Here is a 16,196-nt window from a genome sequence, read left to right as displayed (position 1 = left end):
AAACTTCCCGGTATTGATCAGGACATGCGCTGTGTGTCTGATCTCAGTGTTACCTTATCCCCGCTTTTTGTCCAGCCATCCGTGCGTTGTACAACAGAAACTTCAGCTTAGCCCCAAGAAATGCGTCGTACACTGACAACACGCAAGATTGACCATGATTGGTGGCAATTTGCGGCAAAATGGCGTGAATTGCAGGCCCTGCCGTAAAGCAATGTTCGGTGGCGAACGTTGCGCGATCTGACGCAGGCGGTACACTACTGGTTTTACCGACAGCGGCTCGCCCGTTTTTTCTGCATGCTAGCTATCCTCGAACGCATTGACCCCAACTCCAGCAATATCGACTTGCTGGTGGAATTATTCAACTCACTGCGTCCCAAGCGCTCCCACGACAGCGCTACCGCGATTGCCAACGTGCGCACCCTGCGCCAGCTACTCAAAGGTAACCCCGCGCAAGCGCGCGCCCTGCACGAATACGTGCTGCGCGTGCTGGCCGCGCGCCGCCACGCCAGCCTGTACACCGATATCGGCGTGCTGTCGAACAGCGGTTTTTTCACGGAATTGAAACGCCGCATCGCCTACCGCATGCTGCCGCCCGCCTTGGGCGACGAATACCTGAACGACGCGCTCGACCAAGTGCTGTACCTGAAGACCGATTATTTGTGGATCAGCAACGTGCCGGCCACGGACTGGCTGGAACTGTTCGACGTATTGACCAGCGACGATATCGAACTGGCCGTCGGCGATGGCAACATCATGCTGCCCGGCATGCTCGACGCCATCCGCACCCTGTCCTACCGCGTCTGCGCCATGGGGCTGGAACCGGAACTGACGCGTTTCCACAATGAAATCGAAGTGTTCCAGTCGCCGTTCATGGTGCAGAACACGGAAGTGAACGCCTACCTGGACGCCTACACCAGCCTGCTGCACGGCGAGATCGAGCACATCGAGGACGCGCGCCATTTGCTGGTGATGCTGGACCAGTGCGACGCCGTCATCGCCAAGATCCGCAAGAAGGCGCTGTACCAGGGCACCAGCATTCCCCTCACGTATCTATTGGTGGCCTTGGCGCAAAGCATCGAGCGCCTGCGCAAGCTGCTGTTCCTCGTCGACACGAGCGGCGAATTGCCCGCATCGAACAACGTGGACATCGCCGCCATCACGGTCGACGCCACGCAAGACTTGCTGCACCCGCAGCCCGTCAGCCGCCGCCGCGCGGGCGCCGTCGGGCTGGCGCTGGAACTGATACGCGCGCATAACCACAAGTACAAGGTCAGCGACCTGTTTTCCGACAATATCAACTTGCTGGCGCGCAATGTGACGGAAAACGCCAGCCGCACGGGCGAGCACTACATCGCGGAAAACCGCCGCGAGATGGGCGCCATGTTCCTCTCATCCGCGGGCGCAGGCATCATCATCGGCTTCATGGCCCTGTTCAAGATACTGATGTCGTATCTGCGCTCGGCGCCGCTGGTCGAAGCCTTCATGTTCAGCATGAATTACTCGATCGGCTTCATGTTCATCCACTTGCTGCACTTCACGGTGGCCACCAAGCAACCGGCTATGACGGCCTCGCGCATCGCCGCGGGCCTGCACAGCAAGGATGGCAGGAATATCGACCTCGACAGCATGGCCGAACTGATCAACAAGGTCTTCCGCACGCAAAACATGGCCGTGCTGGGCAACCTGGCCACCGCGATTCCCACGGCCTGGCTGATCGCGCTCGGCTACAAGGCGATCACGGGGCACAACCTGGTCACGCCCGAGAAGGCGATGCACTTGCTGCACGATATCGACCCCATCGGCAGCCCCGCCATCTTCTACGCCATGATCGCCGGCGTGTGCCTGTTCGTCGCCGGCCTGATTTCCGGCTACTATGACAACCAGGCCCTGTACACGCGCTGGGCGCAGCGCATCGCGCAATTGCGCGGCCTGGGCCGGGTGATCGGCCAGGAGCGCTTGCAACGGCTGGGCCTGTATCTGGAAAACAACCTGGGCGGGCTGATGGGTAACTTCTATTTCGGTATCTTGCTGGGCTCCATCGGCACCCTGGGCTTTTTGATCGGCTTGCCGATCGATATCCGCCACATCACCTTCTCGGCCGCCAACTTCGCCACGGCCCTGGTGGGCCTCGACCACAACATGAGCTGGCAACTGGCCGTCAAGTCGCTGTCGGGCATCTTCGCCATCGGCACGGCCAACCTGCTGGTCAGCTTCGGCCTGGCCCTGTGGGTGGCCCTGCGTTCACGCCAGGTGCGCTTCAAGCACGGCATGCAATTATTGAAGATTCTGGGCAAGCGCTTCCTGCGCTCGCCCATCGTCTTCTTCTTCGGCTCGAAAAACCCGCCACCGCTGGCACTGCTTGACGAGTCGGCAACCCTGTCACTGACGAACAAGGCTCAAAAATGACCGCTCGGCGCATGCAACCCTGTCTCACCGCCCTACTGCTGTGCTGGACCCTGGCTGCATGCGCCTCGCTGCCCAATGTCAAGAATCTCAATACCACCCTGGAGCCGGTGGCCAAGCCCAAAGTCATCACGGGCAAGGGCGCCGTGCTCAACGTCAACAGCCGCGCCGCCCTGCTCAACAAGCGCTGGGCCAAGTCCGGCATGGACTTGAAGACCCAGGCCGCGCTGGAAGAGGCGGCCACGGGCGTGCCTTTAATCAAGGGCAACAAGGTGACCCTGCTGTTTGACGGCCCGCAAACCATGGCCGCCATGTTCCAGGCCATCAGCGAAGCGAAGACCAGCATCAACCTGGAAACGTATATCTTCGACCAGGATCCGCTGGGCCTCAAATTTGCCGACATGCTGATCGAAAAGCAGAAAGCGGGCGTGACGGTCAACATCATCTACGACAGCGTGGGCACCATCGGCGTGCCGCAAGCGTTCTTTGACCGCATGCGCGCGGCCGGCATCCACCTGGTGGCCTTCAACCCCGTCAATCCCGCCAAGCTCAAGGGCGACGACTGGAAGATCAACAACCGCGACCACCGCAAGGTACTGATCGTCGACGGCAAGATGGCGTTTACGGGCGGCATCAATATCAGCGATACCTATGCGAAAAGCTCGCTGTTCCGCTCGAAATCGAAACCCACGGACAAGAAGGACGTGGGCTGGCGCGATACCCACGTGAAAGTGGAAGGCCCGGCCGTGGCCGCCTTCCAGTGGCTGTTCATCCGCACCTGGGCCCAGCAAGACCAGGCCGACTTGCCTGACGCCAATTATTTCCCCGTGCTGTCGGAAGTGGGCGACAAGCTGGTGCGCGTGGTGGCCAGCGAGCCCGAGGGCGGCTTTGAAATCTACAAGGCATATATCCTGGCCATCCAGGAAGCAAAGAAATCGATCCACATCACGTCCGCCTACTTCGTGCCAGACCAGCAGACGGTCGACGCCCTGATCGCGGCGGCCAAGCGGGGCGTGGACGTGACCGTGGTGCTGCCCGGCGTGTCCGACAGCGGCCTCGTGTTCCATGCGGGACACGCGCTGTACGACCAGCTGCTGGCCGGCGGCATCCGCATCTTCCACTTGAAACTGGCCGTGCTGCACGCCAAGACAGCCGTCATCGACGGCGCCTGGTCAACGGTAGGCTCGACGAATATCGACATGCGCAGCTTCCTGCACAACAGCGAACTGAACGTGATCGTGCTCGGCGACAGCTTCGGCCGAGAGATGGAAAACGCCTTCCAGGAAGACTTGCGCGACTCGGAAGAGATCACCAAGGCGAAATGGGAAACACGGCCGCTCTCGGACCGCATGAAGGAGTGGGCGGCGCGTTTCATGAATTACTGGCTGTAAGCACCGATGGGACAACTGGATATTTGCATGGATATGCACTATATTGCACCAATAGTATGACAATCGTCGTGCTGCTCATCTCTGGAGTTGACTACCATGGCTACCGTGCGCAAGACCATTACCTTGACGGATCAGCAAGACGATTGGATCAAGGCGCAGATTGATGCGGGGCGCTATACCAACGACAGCGAATACATCCGCGACCTGATCCGGCGTGAACAGGAACGCAGCGCCGAACTCGATGCGATCCGCGCGGCGCTGATGGAAGGAGAGGCAAGCGGCGAACCCCAGCCTTTCGACGCCAAGGCGTTCAAGCAGAGAATGCTGGCGGCGCATGGCTGAATACCGGCTGACGCCTGCCGCCGAGCATGACCTTGAGGCGATCTGGGCTTATACGGTACAGCACTGGGGCGTACAGCAGGCCAGTCATTATCTTGACAGCATGACGGCGGCCTTTGATGACCTGGCAGGCGCGCCAGAGACCGCGCCGGCATGCGAGCAGATTCGGCCCGGCTACCGGCGCCGCAAAGTCGGACGGCACATGATTTATTTTCGCATCACGAACTATGGCATTGCCATCGTGCGTATTCTGCATGACCGCATGGATGCGGCACGCCATCTTTAATGAAATCACCATCCGACGCGACGCGACGCCTCACAACGGCCGCAAACTGGCCCACACGCCGCCCTGGCGCTCGAACGCTTCCGTGCTGACTTTTTCAAAGTCGGCGCTGTCTTCATTCCAGCTGTAGCGCTCGACGCGGATACAACTGTTTTCCACGCGCAGCACGTTGAAGGAGTTCGACTCGCCCCTGCCCCGCGTGGATGTGGCCGTACCCGCCTGCACCATCAGGGCCGCGTAGCCGGCGATCTTGTAGCGCTCGGCCGTGTTGCCCGCCACGCTTGCATGCAAATGACCCGCCAGCAGCAAATCGACGCCGCATTCGGAAAACATCTGCAAGGCTTGCGGGGCGCGGTCGACCAGGTCGTCTTCATCGAAGTTTTCCGGCAAGTCGAATGGATGGTGGGTGACGATGATGCGCGTCAAGCCGGGCGGCAAACTGCCCAGGCGTTCACGCAGAAAATCGATCTGCTCGTGGCTGATGCGGCCATCCTTGAACGTCAGGGAACGGGCCGTGTTGATGCCCAGCACAGCGATTTCCTCGTCCACATATTCGGGCGACAAATCGTCCGTCACATGGCGCCGGTACTTCACTAGCGGCGTCAGGAAGCGGGAAACGACGTTGTACAGCGGCACGTCATGGTTGCCCGGCACCACGATCTGCGGCCCCGGCAAGCTGTCGAGAAATTGCCGCGCTTGCTGGAACTGGGCGCTGCGAGCGCGTTGCGTGAGGTCGCCCGAGACGACGACCACGTCCGGTTCCAGGCGTTCGATCAGCGCGCGCAAGGGCGCCAGCAGGTCCGCATCGACCCTGCCAAAATGCAAGTCGGACAAATGCACGATGGTACGCATGGCCTTACTCCCCAGAAAGTGCCGGCGCAGGCACCAGCACGGCCAGCGCGGCCTTGCGGATGCGGTACTGCAGCGGCGTATTCATGATCGTCACTTCGCCATCGGTCGCCACGCGCAGGCGGCGGTGGTGCGTGGCCACCTCCAGGTCGGTGGCCGTCAGCACATCAAAATCCTTGGCCTGCGACAACTTGCCGAACAGCGCGTGCAAGGCCAGCTTCAACAAGCCCAGGCGGCCAGGACGCTGCGCCACGTACAAGCTCAGCTGGCCGCCATCGAGCCGTTCGCGCTCGCCGATATTCAAGCCTTCCATCATGTATTCATTATTACCGATGAAGACGAATGGCGTGCGCCGCGCATGCACGGCGTCGTTGAGTGTCAGTTGCACGCTGAGGAATGGGTAGCGGCGCAAGGCAGCCAGCAGGGCCCAGCTGAAGGCCAGCCACTTGCCCCGTCCCAGCCGCCGCTGCTGCTTTTCGCGGTCGCGCACGATATCGGGATACAGGCCCAGGCTGGAATTGTTCAGGAAGATACGGCCATTGACTTCGCCCACGTCGACCTGGTGCGGCACGCCCTGCGCCACGTTGGCAATCGCCGCATCGAGCTCGAGCGGAATATTCAAATCCTTGGCGAAATGGTTCAAGGTACCCAGCGGCAAGACGCCGAACGGCGTGCCGCTGCCCACGACAACGGACGCGACGGCGTTGATGGTGCCGTCGCCGCCGCCGGCTACGACGATGGGCGCGCCATCGCGCAGGGCTTGTTCGGCCGTGGCGATCATCTCGGTGCCGCTTTGCGCCAGGGTAATGTCGGCGTCGAGGCCCACGGCGGCGAATTTCGCTTCGAGCTGCTGCGCCCAGTCGGGCGCATAGCCGCAACCGGCGCCTCCGTTGATGATGACTGCAATTTTGCTCAGGACAGTTTCCCCTTATTTGGTTTGCCGGATATGCCGGCGCCGGCGCAGGGTCGACACGCCGGCGATGCAAATGGCCAGCCAGCCATAGCTTTCCGCCATGGCCGCCAGCACATCGCTCAGGTAATGCGCGCCCAGGTAGATGCGGCTGAAGCCCACGAGCGCCGCCATCAGGAAAGCGCCCAGAGCGATGGTGATACGCTTGCCCCAGGCGCCCGGCGCCGTCTGGCAAATCAGGTAGGCGGCCAGCAAGCCGTACAGGGCTGTCGAGGTGGCAGTATGGCCACTCGGAAAGCTGTAGGTGCTCAGGGCCGTCTGCAGGATGGGCTCGTCAAAGCTGGGCCGCGCGCGGACAAAAATGTACTTTAGCAGCAGGTTCAAAAACATGACGCCCGGCATGGTGATGACGAGGGTAAACAGCCAGTAATCGGCGCCCTTGCGGTGCAGATACCAGCCCAGCAAGGTGGCCAGGATGGTGGCGCCGATCACGCCATGCATGTGCGTGACGACCAGAAGGCAAGTGGTGATCCACGGCACGGCATGCTGGTTGAACCACTGCGCCACCTGCAAGTCGATCACGGTAATTTGCTCCATGCCCATCACGGCTTCGGCAATCTCGTGGAAGACGACGATGGCCACCAGCATCAGGGCCACGCCCACCGTCATATGCAGGCCCAGCTCGCCCTCGGGCGACAGGCGCGCCTCGACGAAGCGGCGCAGTTTCGTGGTCCAGCCCGTGGTCATGCTCATGTCATTTTTCTCTTGCAAACTCATCTCTCTTTCCTGTTCCCGGTGATGATCAAAAAAACCACACCAGTAAAAAAATACTGTTTATTCATACAGTAGCTGTGTATTCATACAGTAGTTATGCTATTCTGATGACTCGTTCAACACATCTCCCTCAAAGGAATTGTCATGGCAACATTGAATAGCGGTTTTGGCTCACGGTTCGGCCTGGAATACGCCCCAAGCTCTTTCCTCGTCCGCATGGGCAAGCGCGAAATCCTCGTCTGCCGCGACTTCCGCAAGCGCTACTACACCGTCAATCCCCTGATCGAGTGCGGTACGGGCATCGAGCCGGGCTATGTTGAAGTGCTGCTGATGCGCCGTTGGTTGCTCATTCTATCCAAGGCACGTTAAGAATGACTTTAAAACAAGGTACTCGTACCCTGTTGTAAAGTCAGCTCCGTCCGGCCACGCCGGGAGCGCGCCAGTACCGGCCAGCGGCAACGCTGGCCGACCCCTCATTACTGTGTGCGTTCCGGTGCGGCCGGGCTGGCAGGTGTTTGCACTGGCAGCGTCGTGTCAAACACGTTCGCTTCGTACCACAAGGTCACGAACAACACCATCACGACGGGGCCGATGAACAAGCCCACGAGGCCCAGGGTTTCCACGCCGCCCAAAATGCCGAACAGCACGGCCAGGAAAGGCAAGCGGGTGGCGTTGCCGATCATGCCGGGGCGTACGAAATGGTCGGCCACGAATAGCACCACGGTGCCCCACGCGGCTACGCCGATGGCGGCGCCCACACTGCCCTGGAAGACCAGCAAGGCGGCCGCGCACAGGTAAGCGAGCGGCGCGCCGAACGGGATGATGGCCAGGATGCCCGTGGCGAACGCCCACAGGGCCGGCGACGGCAAGCCGGCGATGGCGTAGGCGATGCCGATCAGCACGCCTTCGGCCAGGCCCACCAGCACCAGGCCGTTGACGGTCGCGCGGATGGCGGTGGGAATTTTTTGCGCATAGCGGCCCCACCGTTCGGGGCGCAGGAAATGGCTGCCGACGGCCGTGATCTGGCGCGTCAGCGCTTCGCCATCCTTGTAGAAGAAAAACAGGCATAAAAACGCCAGGCCAAAATCGACCAGGCGGTGGAACACGTCCGCGCCCAGCACCTTGAGCATGTCGCGCGCGGAATGAAAGCCGCCCACGGCGCTGCCCGCAAAGAAGTGGCCGAGGCCGTGGGGCTGGCTCAGGGTGGCTTGCCACCAGTCGCCGATAGCGCTGCCGGCCAGCGGAATGTGCGCCACCCAGTCCGGCACGGGCAAGCCGTCCGTATTCGCATGCACGACGAAATTGGCCAGCACGGGCACTTCGCGCGCCGCCTGCGCCACGCCGAACAGCACGGGAACGATGAAGATGCAGGCGAACGCCAGGGTCAGCACGGCCGCCGCCACGATGGGGCGCTGGCCCAGGGCCGCGCGCACGCGCAAATACAGGGGCCAGGTGGCCACGCACAGGATGCCGGCCCACACGAGCGGCAAAAAGAAACGCTGCATGACGAACGCCGTCACGGCGATCAAGGCCAGGGAAAAACCTGCGCTGACAATATCGCGCTGAGTATCGTTCATGCCACTCCATTCGTGCCCGGCGCCATGGAGCGCCAGTATTGGCTACGCGCCAGTTGCGCAGGCGTAGCGTAACACGGCGGCATTCCGCTTTAGACGAGGCCCAGCTCCGCAGGCTTGACGCCGGCAAATACGTGGTCGAGCTGCGCCGGGGTCAAGCCGAAGGTGCGGCGCAGCAAGCCTCCCAGCACGGCACGGTATTCGTTGAGTACGGGCATGTCGCGGTTCTGGAACAGCGTCGCCTGCGAAATCGCCACCTGTTCGCCCGCCACCTGCTTGCCTTTGATGCCGCCGCCCAACACCCAGAACACGCTGCCGTGGCCATGGTCCGTGCCGCGGTTGCCGTTTTCGCGGAAGGTGCGGCCAAATTCGCTGACCACCACGACGACGGTATTGCGCCACTCGCTGCCCATTTCCTGCGAGAACGCGGCCAGGCCACGCCCCAGCTCATCGAATCGCCCCGCCAGATAGCCGTTGGCGCCGCCCTGCCCCACGTGCGTATCCCAGCCGCCCACGTCGACGAAGCCCAGGTTGTATTTGTCCTTCATCAAGCGGGCGATCCGCTGCGCCTCCAGTTCAAAACCCTTGGTACTGATGGCGTTGCGGTTGGCCGCCTGCATCTCGCCCGTCAATTCCTTCGTCACATCGTCGCGCACGGCAAAGCCCGCGCTGACCGGTTGCTGCAGGGACGTGCCCTTGTACATGGCAGCGATAACCTGGCTTTGACGCGCATCAATGCCCGACTTGCCCACGGAACGCAACGCCATGTTCGGCACTTGCAGGCCACCCTGGAAGATCAGCGGCAGCTGGTCCGTGAAGGAAATGGCGTGGTTGCCTTGCTTGGCATTCAAGCTTTGCGCCAGCCGGTTCAAAAAGCCCGAGCGGAAATCGCGGCGCCCGCCCAGTCCCTGTCCCAGTTCGATGCTGTCCTGCGTCTCGAAATGGCTGCGCGTCAGATCCGTCGTGCCCGCAAACGGAATGAAGGCCGCCTCGCCACCCATAAACATGGGATAGATGGTTTCGCGTAAGGCCGGATGCAGGGCCCAGTCGGTCGTCAAGGCCAGCGCGCCGTTCTCCTCGCCCGGTTTCGCGATGGCGATATTCGGCCGCGAGGCATAGTAAAAATCGCTGCCGACGGGCACCAGCAGATTGTTTGCGTCATAGCCTCCGCGCAAAAAAACGAACAATAGCTTCGCATTCGTGGCGGGCGCGGCCAGCAAGCTGCCCGCATGCGACAACAACGGCGCGGCGGCCAGGGCTTTCAACAAGTCACGACGGTTCATGACAATTCCTTTCAGCGGTGCATCATTTCGGGCGACGAGAGCAGGAAGGTATTCCACTCCTGCGGCGAAGCGGCCTGCTCCAGGGCCTGCCGCGTGGCCGGGCTCAAGGTCGGCTGCAGCGACTGGTAATACAGGGCGCTGGCCAACTGGGGAAACGCCACCTTTTCCTGCGGCTGCGGGCCATCCGTCTTGAACAGGCCGGCGCTGCCCGAGCCGATGGTGCGGGCGATATCGAAGCGCGTCGTCATCTGGCCTGGGCTGGCCCAGGAAGCGTCCGTCAGAGGATAACCGTCCGGCGTCTGGCGCCCGTACAGAGGCTGGCCCATGCGCGAGAGCCAGCTCAGCATGGGGCCCGCATTCAGGATGGGCTTGTCGTCATAGCTGAGGCGCACGGCCGACACCACGTAATGCATGGGGTCCTTGAATTTCTTGCCCAGCGACTGCTTGAATTCGGGACTGTTGAACATGGTTTGCAGCACGTCGGCGATCATGCCATCGCTCTGCTGAAACGTGGCCGCCATGCGCGCCACCAGGGGCGCGGGCGGATCATCGCCGACGAAATACTGGGCCAGCTTGCCGCTGATGAAATGGGCGGTGGCGGGACTGCGGCTCAAACGATCCAGCGCTTCATCGAGCTCGGCCAGTCCCCTGCCCTTCACCGTTTGTCCGAGGAATTGTTTATCGCCGTAATCGTGGCGGTTCGGGTTGAATTCAAACAAGCCCCGGCGCACGTATTGCGACTGCAGCGCCGGTTTCACCTTTGGCGTATCCGGTCCCAGGTTCACGCCCACGCCTGTCAGGATGCGCGCCAGTTCCTGCACGTCCGTCTGGCTATAGCCGCCGTTGACGCCCAGCGTATGCAGTTCCATCAACTCGCGCGCATAGTTTTCATTGATGCGCTTGGCGGCATTGGCTTCATTGTCCAGATAGCGCAGCATGGCCGGATGGTGGACGGTCGCGCCCAGCAAGTCGCGGAATTTTCCCAGCGCGTGCGGCGCGATGGCGTTCGCCTCGTAATCGCCGACCATGGCGCGCAAGTTATGCTTGCCCTGGTGCACGCTGAAATGGTTGAGCCAGAACCAGCTCAGCTGCTGCTGCAGCTGGTTCGGCGAATACACGTCCAGCAATAGAGAACGCGTAGCCGCTTCGCGCGCCAGGCGGTTGAGCTCCTGCTGGTAATCCTTTTGCGCCTGCTGCTTGGCCATGTCGTCCATGACGGCAGCCGACTCCTTGCGCTTTTGCTCCACGGACATGACGAGCTGATCGAGCGGCACCTGGCTGATCGTCATGGCGTCGATCTGGGCCTGCACGGCGGATGGCAGGCTGGCTTTACCCGCATGCAATTGCGCCTGCAGATAACGCTGCCAGCCTTGCGCCTGCATCTGGCGCGCGCTGCCGGCGTTCACGCCCCAGCTGACCCTTTCCAGCAGGGCAATGTCCTGCGCGGAACTGGTCTGCGCGCGATGGTCGGCCTGGACGGCAGGTCCGGTCGCGGCGCAGCCGGCCAGCAACAGCAGGGAAATCAAGGTCGTCGGCAACAGTCGGTTGGGGGTCATGGCGGTCCTTCAAGCGGTTTCAACCAGAATGCCTGAGGGTACGCCCAGGTTGACCTGCGCATGATTGCCATTTGCAACGAGTTGTAATCAACAATGCTATTTTTGCAATTCCGCGCACTTGTCACGCAGGAAATCGCGCAGCTGCAGCACCAGCGGCGTCACCTGCGCCCGGTGCATGCACAGCAGTTGCAAGGGCGCGGCCTCGCCCGCCACCTCGGGCAGCAGCACGTGCAGACGGCCGGCGGCCAAGTCGCCGGACACATCGAGCCGCGATTTATAGGCGATGCCCAGGCCTGCCACGGCCCAGCGGCGCACCAGGTCGGCATCGTCGGCGCTGCGGTTGCCGCTCACATCTATCGTCACCTGCTCGCGCTGCGGCAGGCGGTAAAAGGTCCAGCGGTCGTGCAAGCCGTCTTCCAGCGCGAAGCGCAGGCAATTGCGCTGCGACAAGTCTTCCAGCGCCAGCAGGGGTCCATGTTCGCGCAGGTAGGCGGGCGACGCCACCAGCACCCGGTCGTTGGCGGGCGCGACCGGCATGGCGACCATGCTCGAATCGTCTTGCTGGCCATAGCGGATGGCCACGTCGACTTGCTGGCGCACCATGTCGGCCACCCGGTCGCTGACGCTGAGCTGGTAATGCAGCTTCGGATGGCGCGACTGGAATTCGTCGAGCCAGCCCAGCATCAGATTGCGGCCCAGGTCGGAAGGCATGGCAATTTTCAAGGTTCCGCCGAAACTGTCCTTGCCGGCGAGCAGCGCATCGTGGCCGGCGCGCAGCAGGCGCAAGGCTTCGCGCGCGTGTTCCAGGTATTGCGTGCCTTCCGCCGTCAGGCTCAGCGAACGCGTCGTGCGGGCCAGCAGGCGCAAGCCCAGCTCCCCTTCCAGGCGCTTGACGGCGGCGCTGGCCAGCGCGGGCGAAATGCCGATCTCGCGCGCGGCCGCCGACAAACTGCCGCGGTCGGCCGTGCGCACAAACACCTGCAAGTCATCGAGTCGCAGCAATTTTCAGTATTCCTTTGAAAGTGTTTCGGTACGCGCCCCCTGTTTCCAGGGCGAGAAAATGGCCATGATACGTCAAGCCCGTATCGCCACGCCAACAATGGTGTCGGATTACGGTCCTTCGGACCTGATCCGACCTACCCCTAATCCATCACTGTTTTACCAAAGGAAGCACATGAAAGCCATCGCCTACCACCACAGCCTGCCCATCACGGATGCCGACGCCCTGCTCGACATCGAGCTGCCCGTGCCCGTCGCCACGGGGCGCGACCTGCTCGTCGCCGTCAAGGCCATTTCCGTCAACCCCGTCGACACCAAGGTGCGCAAGAACCGCGCGCCGAAAGACGGCCAGCCGGAAGTGCTGGGCTGGGATGCGGCCGGCGTCGTCACGGCCATCGGCCCCGACGTGACCCTGTTCCAGGTCGGAGACAAAGTCTGGTACGCAGGCGCCATCAACCGCCCCGGCAGCAACAGCGAATTCCAGCTGGTCGACGAGCGCATCGTCGGCCACATGCCGGCCAGCCTCGACTTCGCGCCAGCCGCAGCCCTGCCCTTGACCGCCATTACGGCCTGGGAATTGCTGTTCGACCGCCTGCAGATCCGCCGCGACAAGAATCTCACCGGCAAGTCCCTGCTGGTGATCGGCGCGGCCGGCGGCGTCGGTTCCGTGCTCGTGCAACTGGCGCGGCAGTTGACGGGCGTGACCATCATCGGCACGGCCTCGCGCGCGGAAACGGCCGATTGGGTCAAGGAACTGGGCGCCCACCACGTGATCGACCACAGCCTGCCGTTGGCGCAGGAAATCACGCGCCTGGGTTTGCCGCCCGTCGATTACGTGATCAGCCTGAACCAGACCGACAAGCATTTCGAGCACATCGTCGAACTGATCGCGCCGCAAGGCAAGTTTGCCCTGATCGACGACCCCGAGCACATCGACGTGCGCAAGTTCAAGGGCAAGAGCGTGTCGCTGCACTGGGAACTGATGTTTACCCGTTCGCTGTTCCAGACGGTCGACATGGTCAAGCAGCATGAATTGCTCGAGGAACTGGCGCAGCTGGTCGATGCGGGCGTCATCAAGACGACCCTGGCCGAACGCTTCGGCACGATCAATGCGGCAAACCTGAAACGCGCGCACGCCCTGCTGGAAAGCAATACGGCAAAAGGGAAAATCGTCCTGGAAAGTTTTAATTAATCAGGTAATCAAAATGGCCCGGAAATCATTGACGTTGGTTAATGTCGGGCCCGTGATCACGGCATCTCCCAGCGCCTGGAAGAAGCCGTGGCCATCGTTGTTATCGAGGCTGTCGCGTGGCTTGATGCCTTGCGCCCAGGCCCGTTGCAGGGTGTCGGGCGCCAGGACCGCGCCGGCGATGTCTTCCTGGCCGTCGACGCCATCCGTGTCGCCGGCCAGCGCGTGGATGCCCTCGTGTCCGTCCAGTGCGATGCCCAGCGCCAGCAGGAATTCCACGTTGCGTCCGCCGCGGCCGTTGCCGCGCACGGTGACCGTCGTTTCACCACCCGACAGCAGCACGCACGGGGCGGGAAACGGCTGGCCCCGCACGGCCGTTTGCAGCGCGATGCCAGCCATCACCTTGCCCACGTCGCGCGCCTCGCCTTCCAGGCTGTCGCCCAGGATATACGGCGTGACGCCGGCCGCGCGCGCCACATCGGCCGCCGCTTCCAGGGCCATCTGCGGCGTGGCGATCAGGGTCGTGCGCGTGCGCGCCAGCCGTGGGTCATCGGGTTTTACGGATTCGCCGCGCCCGCTTTCCAGGGTCTTTCGTATGCTGTCCGGCAAGTCCATGCCATAGCGGCGCACGATGGCCAGCGCATCGTCGCACGTGGTCGCGTCACCCACCGTGGGGCCGGAAGCGATGTCGCCCAGCTTGTCGCCAGGCACGTCGGAAATCGCCAGGGTCACCACTTGCGCCGGATGGCAGGCGGCCGCCAGGCGCCCGCCCTTGATGGCGGACAAATGGCGGCGCACGCAATTCATTTCGCCGATGGTGGCGCCCGACGCCAGCAGCGCGCGGTTCAGCGCCTGCTTGTCTTCCAGGCTGATGCCGTCAAGTGGCAAGGCCAGCAGCGACGAGCCGCCGCCCGAAATCAGACACAGCACGGTATCGTCAGCGTGCAAATTGCCGACCAGCTCGAGCATGCGGCGTGCCGCGTCCATGCCGGCCGCATCGGGAACGGGATGCGACGCTTCGACGATCTCGATGCGTTCGCACGGCACGGCATAGCCATAGCGCGTGACGACGAGGCCCGACAGCGGCCCCGGCCAATGCCGTTCCACGGCTTGCGCCATGGCGGCCGACGCCTTGCCCGCACCGATGACGATCAGCCGGCCCTTGGGCGCGGGCGGCAGATGGGGCGGGATGCAGTGCGATGGCTGGGCCGCGGCGATGGCGGCCTGGAACATGGCTTGCAGCAAGGCGCGCGGCGGTGGGGTCGTCGTCATGGTCAATTCCTCCGGTTCGATGGCATCAGCGGTTCACTTAGCGATTAACGATGCGCGCGGGAACGCGCAGCACCAGTATGGCGCCCAGCAGCATCACTGCGGAAAGAATATACAGGGCCACGTCGGTGCCGCCCGTCGCATCCTTGATCCAGCCGACGAGGAAGGGACTGACGAAACCGGCCACCTGGCCCAGCGAATTGATCAGCGCCAGGCCGCCGGCCGCCGCCGCGCTGCCGAGAAACGCCGTCGGCAAGGGCCAGAACATGGGCAGGCCAGACAGCGCGCCCATGGTCGCCAGCGACAGGCCGATGAGGGCGACAACCACGTTGCCGTGCGCCTGGGTCGCCAGCAGCAGGCCGCACAGCGCCATCAGCAAGGGGCCGCTCAAATGCCAGCGGCGTTCCTTGTGCTTGTCGGCCGAACGGCCCACCCAGATCATGAAGATGCTGGCGCACAGGTAGGGAATGGCGCTGACCCAGCCCACGGCCACGGGGCTGGCGAAACCGAGCGACTTGACGATGGTGGGCAGCCAGAAGTTGATCGCGTACACGCCCATCTGGATGCAGAAATACACGAGGCCCAGCATCCACACATGCTTGTTGCGCAGCACGCTGGCAAAGGTGTCGGCCGTATTCGCGCCGTTGCGGCGCTGGCGTTCGTCCTCGTCGAGGTCGGCGCGCAGCAGCTGCTTTTCTTCGGCATTGAGCCACTTCGCCTGGGCGATGCCATCGTTCAGCAGCACGTAGACTAGAAAGCCCAGCAGCACGGTGGGAATGCCCTGCAGCAGGAACATCCATTGCCAGCCGGCCAGGCCGCCGTGGCCCGCGAACGATTGCATCATCCAGCCCGACAAGGGGCTGCCCAGCAAGCCGGAAATGGGAATGGCCGACATGAACAGGCCCATGATGCGGCCCCGGCGCGACGCGGGATACCAGTTCGTAAAGTACAGCACGATGCCGGGGAAGAAGCCCGCCTCGAACACGCCCGTGATGAAGCGCAGCGAATAGAACGCGGCCGGCGTGGTGACGAACATCAGGCAGGCCGAGGCGATGCCCCAGGCGATCATCAGGGTGCCGATGACCTTGCGCGCGCCCAGGCGGTGCAGCAGCAGATTGCTGGGCACGCCGCTGGCCACGTAGCCGATGAAGAAAATGCCGGCGCCCAGGCCGTACACGCTTTCGCTCCATTGCAGCGCATCGAGCATTTGCAGCTTGGCAAAGCCGACATTCACGCGGTCCAGGTAATTGAACAGGTAGCAGATGAAGATGAAGGGGATCAGATGCAAGGTGACCTTGCGGTAGGCGCCTTCGCGCACGCGGTCCTGCGCGGACGCGCCGGCGGACAGGCTGGCGCCTGGATGGGTGGTCATGGGCG

The 16,196-nt window shown here is 62.8% G+C and carries 15 protein-coding genes; 6 read left to right on the top strand and 9 right to left on the bottom strand.

Annotation, left to right across the window (positions count from 1 at the left end):
* Positions 1-294 precede the first annotated feature (294 nt).
* The 4 genes from SKZ59_RS24860 to SKZ59_RS24845 all read left to right on the top strand — a co-directional run bounded on the left by SKZ59_RS24860 (position 295) and on the right by SKZ59_RS24845 (position 4,419).
* Entirely contained in the window at positions 295-2,406 is a 2,112-nt protein-coding gene (locus SKZ59_RS24860; protein ID WP_319993269.1) for a site-specific recombinase, read from the top strand.
* Between the two features lie 11 nt (positions 2,407-2,417).
* Positions 2,418-3,794: a cardiolipin synthase gene (gene cls / locus SKZ59_RS24855; protein ID WP_413774598.1), complete on the top strand. Its 1,377-nt coding sequence runs from the start codon at positions 2,418-2,420 to the stop codon at positions 3,792-3,794.
* 96 nt (positions 3,795-3,890) lie between these two features.
* On the top strand, positions 3,891-4,136 hold the full coding sequence (locus tag SKZ59_RS24850; RefSeq protein WP_034758982.1) for a type II toxin-antitoxin system ParD family antitoxin: 246 nt from the start codon (positions 3,891-3,893) through the stop codon (positions 4,134-4,136).
* Positions 4,129-4,419: a type II toxin-antitoxin system RelE/ParE family toxin gene (locus SKZ59_RS24845; RefSeq protein WP_319993267.1), complete on the top strand. Its 291-nt coding sequence runs from the start codon at positions 4,129-4,131 to the stop codon at positions 4,417-4,419. The genes SKZ59_RS24850 and SKZ59_RS24845 overlap by 8 nt, the downstream gene beginning before the upstream one ends.
* Before the next feature lie 30 nt (positions 4,420-4,449).
* Here SKZ59_RS24845 and SKZ59_RS24840 read toward each other — a convergent pair whose 3' ends face one another.
* From SKZ59_RS24840 to SKZ59_RS24830, 3 genes are read right to left on the bottom strand one after another with little or no spacing between them, the layout of a single operon-like run.
* The gene (locus SKZ59_RS24840; protein ID WP_070304111.1) at positions 4,450-5,268 is read right to left on the bottom strand and encodes a metallophosphoesterase family protein; all 819 of its coding nucleotides are present in this window, start codon (positions 5,266-5,268) and stop codon (positions 4,450-4,452) included.
* Between the two features lie 4 nt (positions 5,269-5,272).
* Positions 5,273-6,181: a diacylglycerol/lipid kinase family protein gene (locus SKZ59_RS24835; protein ID WP_413774603.1), complete on the bottom strand. Its 909-nt coding sequence runs from the start codon at positions 6,179-6,181 to the stop codon at positions 5,273-5,275.
* A 12-nt stretch (positions 6,182-6,193) separates the two neighbouring features.
* Positions 6,194-6,952 carry a phosphatase PAP2 family protein gene (locus SKZ59_RS24830; protein WP_319993266.1) on the bottom strand — a complete coding sequence of 253 codons (759 nt, stop codon included), beginning with the start codon at positions 6,950-6,952 and terminating at the stop codon, positions 6,194-6,196.
* A gap of 141 nt (positions 6,953-7,093) precedes the next feature.
* On the opposite strand from SKZ59_RS24830, the gene SKZ59_RS24825 reads away from it, so the two are divergent.
* Positions 7,094-7,318, top strand: coding sequence for a hypothetical protein (locus SKZ59_RS24825; protein ID WP_319993265.1), 225 nt, complete (start codon positions 7,094-7,096; stop codon positions 7,316-7,318).
* A 107-nt stretch (positions 7,319-7,425) separates the two neighbouring features.
* Here SKZ59_RS24825 and SKZ59_RS24820 read toward each other — a convergent pair whose 3' ends face one another.
* The 4 genes from SKZ59_RS24820 to SKZ59_RS24805 form a co-directional block, all read right to left on the bottom strand.
* Positions 7,426-8,526 (bottom strand): AI-2E family transporter, encoded by a 1,101-nt coding sequence (locus tag SKZ59_RS24820; protein WP_070304113.1) that lies wholly within the window; start codon positions 8,524-8,526, stop codon positions 7,426-7,428.
* Positions 8,527-8,615: 89 nt separating this feature from the next.
* Positions 8,616-9,806: a DUF1501 domain-containing protein gene (locus SKZ59_RS24815; RefSeq protein ID WP_319993264.1), complete on the bottom strand. Its 1,191-nt coding sequence runs from the start codon at positions 9,804-9,806 to the stop codon at positions 8,616-8,618.
* Between the two features lie 11 nt (positions 9,807-9,817).
* The gene (locus SKZ59_RS24810) at positions 9,818-11,362 is read right to left on the bottom strand and encodes a DUF1800 domain-containing protein (RefSeq protein WP_319993263.1); all 1,545 of its coding nucleotides are present in this window, start codon (positions 11,360-11,362) and stop codon (positions 9,818-9,820) included.
* 96 nt (positions 11,363-11,458) lie between these two features.
* Positions 11,459-12,364: a LysR family transcriptional regulator gene (locus SKZ59_RS24805; RefSeq protein WP_319993262.1), complete on the bottom strand. Its 906-nt coding sequence runs from the start codon at positions 12,362-12,364 to the stop codon at positions 11,459-11,461.
* A 172-nt stretch (positions 12,365-12,536) separates the two neighbouring features.
* Between SKZ59_RS24805 and SKZ59_RS24800 the strand changes: the two genes are divergently transcribed.
* Positions 12,537-13,553 carry a zinc-binding alcohol dehydrogenase family protein gene (locus SKZ59_RS24800; protein WP_319993261.1) on the top strand — a complete coding sequence of 339 codons (1,017 nt, stop codon included), beginning with the start codon at positions 12,537-12,539 and terminating at the stop codon, positions 13,551-13,553.
* Here SKZ59_RS24800 and SKZ59_RS24795 read toward each other — a convergent pair whose 3' ends face one another.
* Together SKZ59_RS24795 and SKZ59_RS24790 are read right to left on the bottom strand one after the other, a co-directional pair.
* Entirely contained in the window at positions 13,554-14,822 is a 1,269-nt protein-coding gene (locus tag SKZ59_RS24795; protein WP_319993260.1) for a glycerate kinase, read from the bottom strand.
* 37 nt (positions 14,823-14,859) lie between these two features.
* Complete coding sequence (locus tag SKZ59_RS24790) at positions 14,860-16,191, bottom strand: MFS transporter (protein WP_034759002.1); 1,332 nt, start codon at positions 16,189-16,191, stop codon at positions 14,860-14,862.
* Between the last annotated feature and the right edge of the window lie 5 nt (positions 16,192-16,196).

Source organism: Janthinobacterium sp. GMG2, from assembly GCF_033949445.1.
GTDB classification, from domain to species: Bacteria; Pseudomonadota; Gammaproteobacteria; order Burkholderiales; family Burkholderiaceae_D; genus Janthinobacterium; species Janthinobacterium aestuarii.
The sequence above is the reverse complement of the archived record's forward strand: the minus strand, read 5'-3'. Positions and strand labels throughout refer to the sequence as shown.

Bases quoted from the DNA above. Each gene is read 5' to 3' on its own strand.
- SKZ59_RS24860 (WP_319993269.1), top strand. From the start codon at position 295: ATGCTAGCTATCCTCGAACGCATTGACCCCAACTCCAGCAATATCGAC.
- cls (WP_413774598.1), top strand. From the start codon at position 2,418: ATGCAACCCTGTCTCACCGCCCTACTGCTGTGCTGGACCCTGGCTGCA.
- SKZ59_RS24850 (WP_034758982.1), top strand. From the start codon at position 3,891: ATGGCTACCGTGCGCAAGACCATTACCTTGACGGATCAGCAAGACGAT.
- SKZ59_RS24845 (WP_319993267.1), top strand. From the start codon at position 4,129: ATGGCTGAATACCGGCTGACGCCTGCCGCCGAGCATGACCTTGAGGCG.
- SKZ59_RS24840 (WP_070304111.1), bottom strand. From the start codon at position 5,268: ATGCGTACCATCGTGCATTTGTCCGACTTGCATTTTGGCAGGGTCGAT.
- SKZ59_RS24830 (WP_319993266.1), bottom strand. From the start codon at position 6,952: ATGAGTTTGCAAGAGAAAAATGACATGAGCATGACCACGGGCTGGACC.
- SKZ59_RS24825 (WP_319993265.1), top strand. From the start codon at position 7,094: ATGGCAACATTGAATAGCGGTTTTGGCTCACGGTTCGGCCTGGAATAC.
- SKZ59_RS24820 (WP_070304113.1), bottom strand. From the start codon at position 8,526: ATGAACGATACTCAGCGCGATATTGTCAGCGCAGGTTTTTCCCTGGCC.
- SKZ59_RS24815 (WP_319993264.1), bottom strand. From the start codon at position 9,806: ATGAACCGTCGTGACTTGTTGAAAGCCCTGGCCGCCGCGCCGTTGTTG.
- SKZ59_RS24810 (WP_319993263.1), bottom strand. From the start codon at position 11,362: ATGACCCCCAACCGACTGTTGCCGACGACCTTGATTTCCCTGCTGTTG.
- SKZ59_RS24800 (WP_319993261.1), top strand. From the start codon at position 12,537: ATGAAAGCCATCGCCTACCACCACAGCCTGCCCATCACGGATGCCGAC.
- SKZ59_RS24795 (WP_319993260.1), bottom strand. From the start codon at position 14,822: ATGACGACGACCCCACCGCCGCGCGCCTTGCTGCAAGCCATGTTCCAG.
- SKZ59_RS24790 (WP_034759002.1), bottom strand. From the start codon at position 16,191: ATGACCACCCATCCAGGCGCCAGCCTGTCCGCCGGCGCGTCCGCGCAG.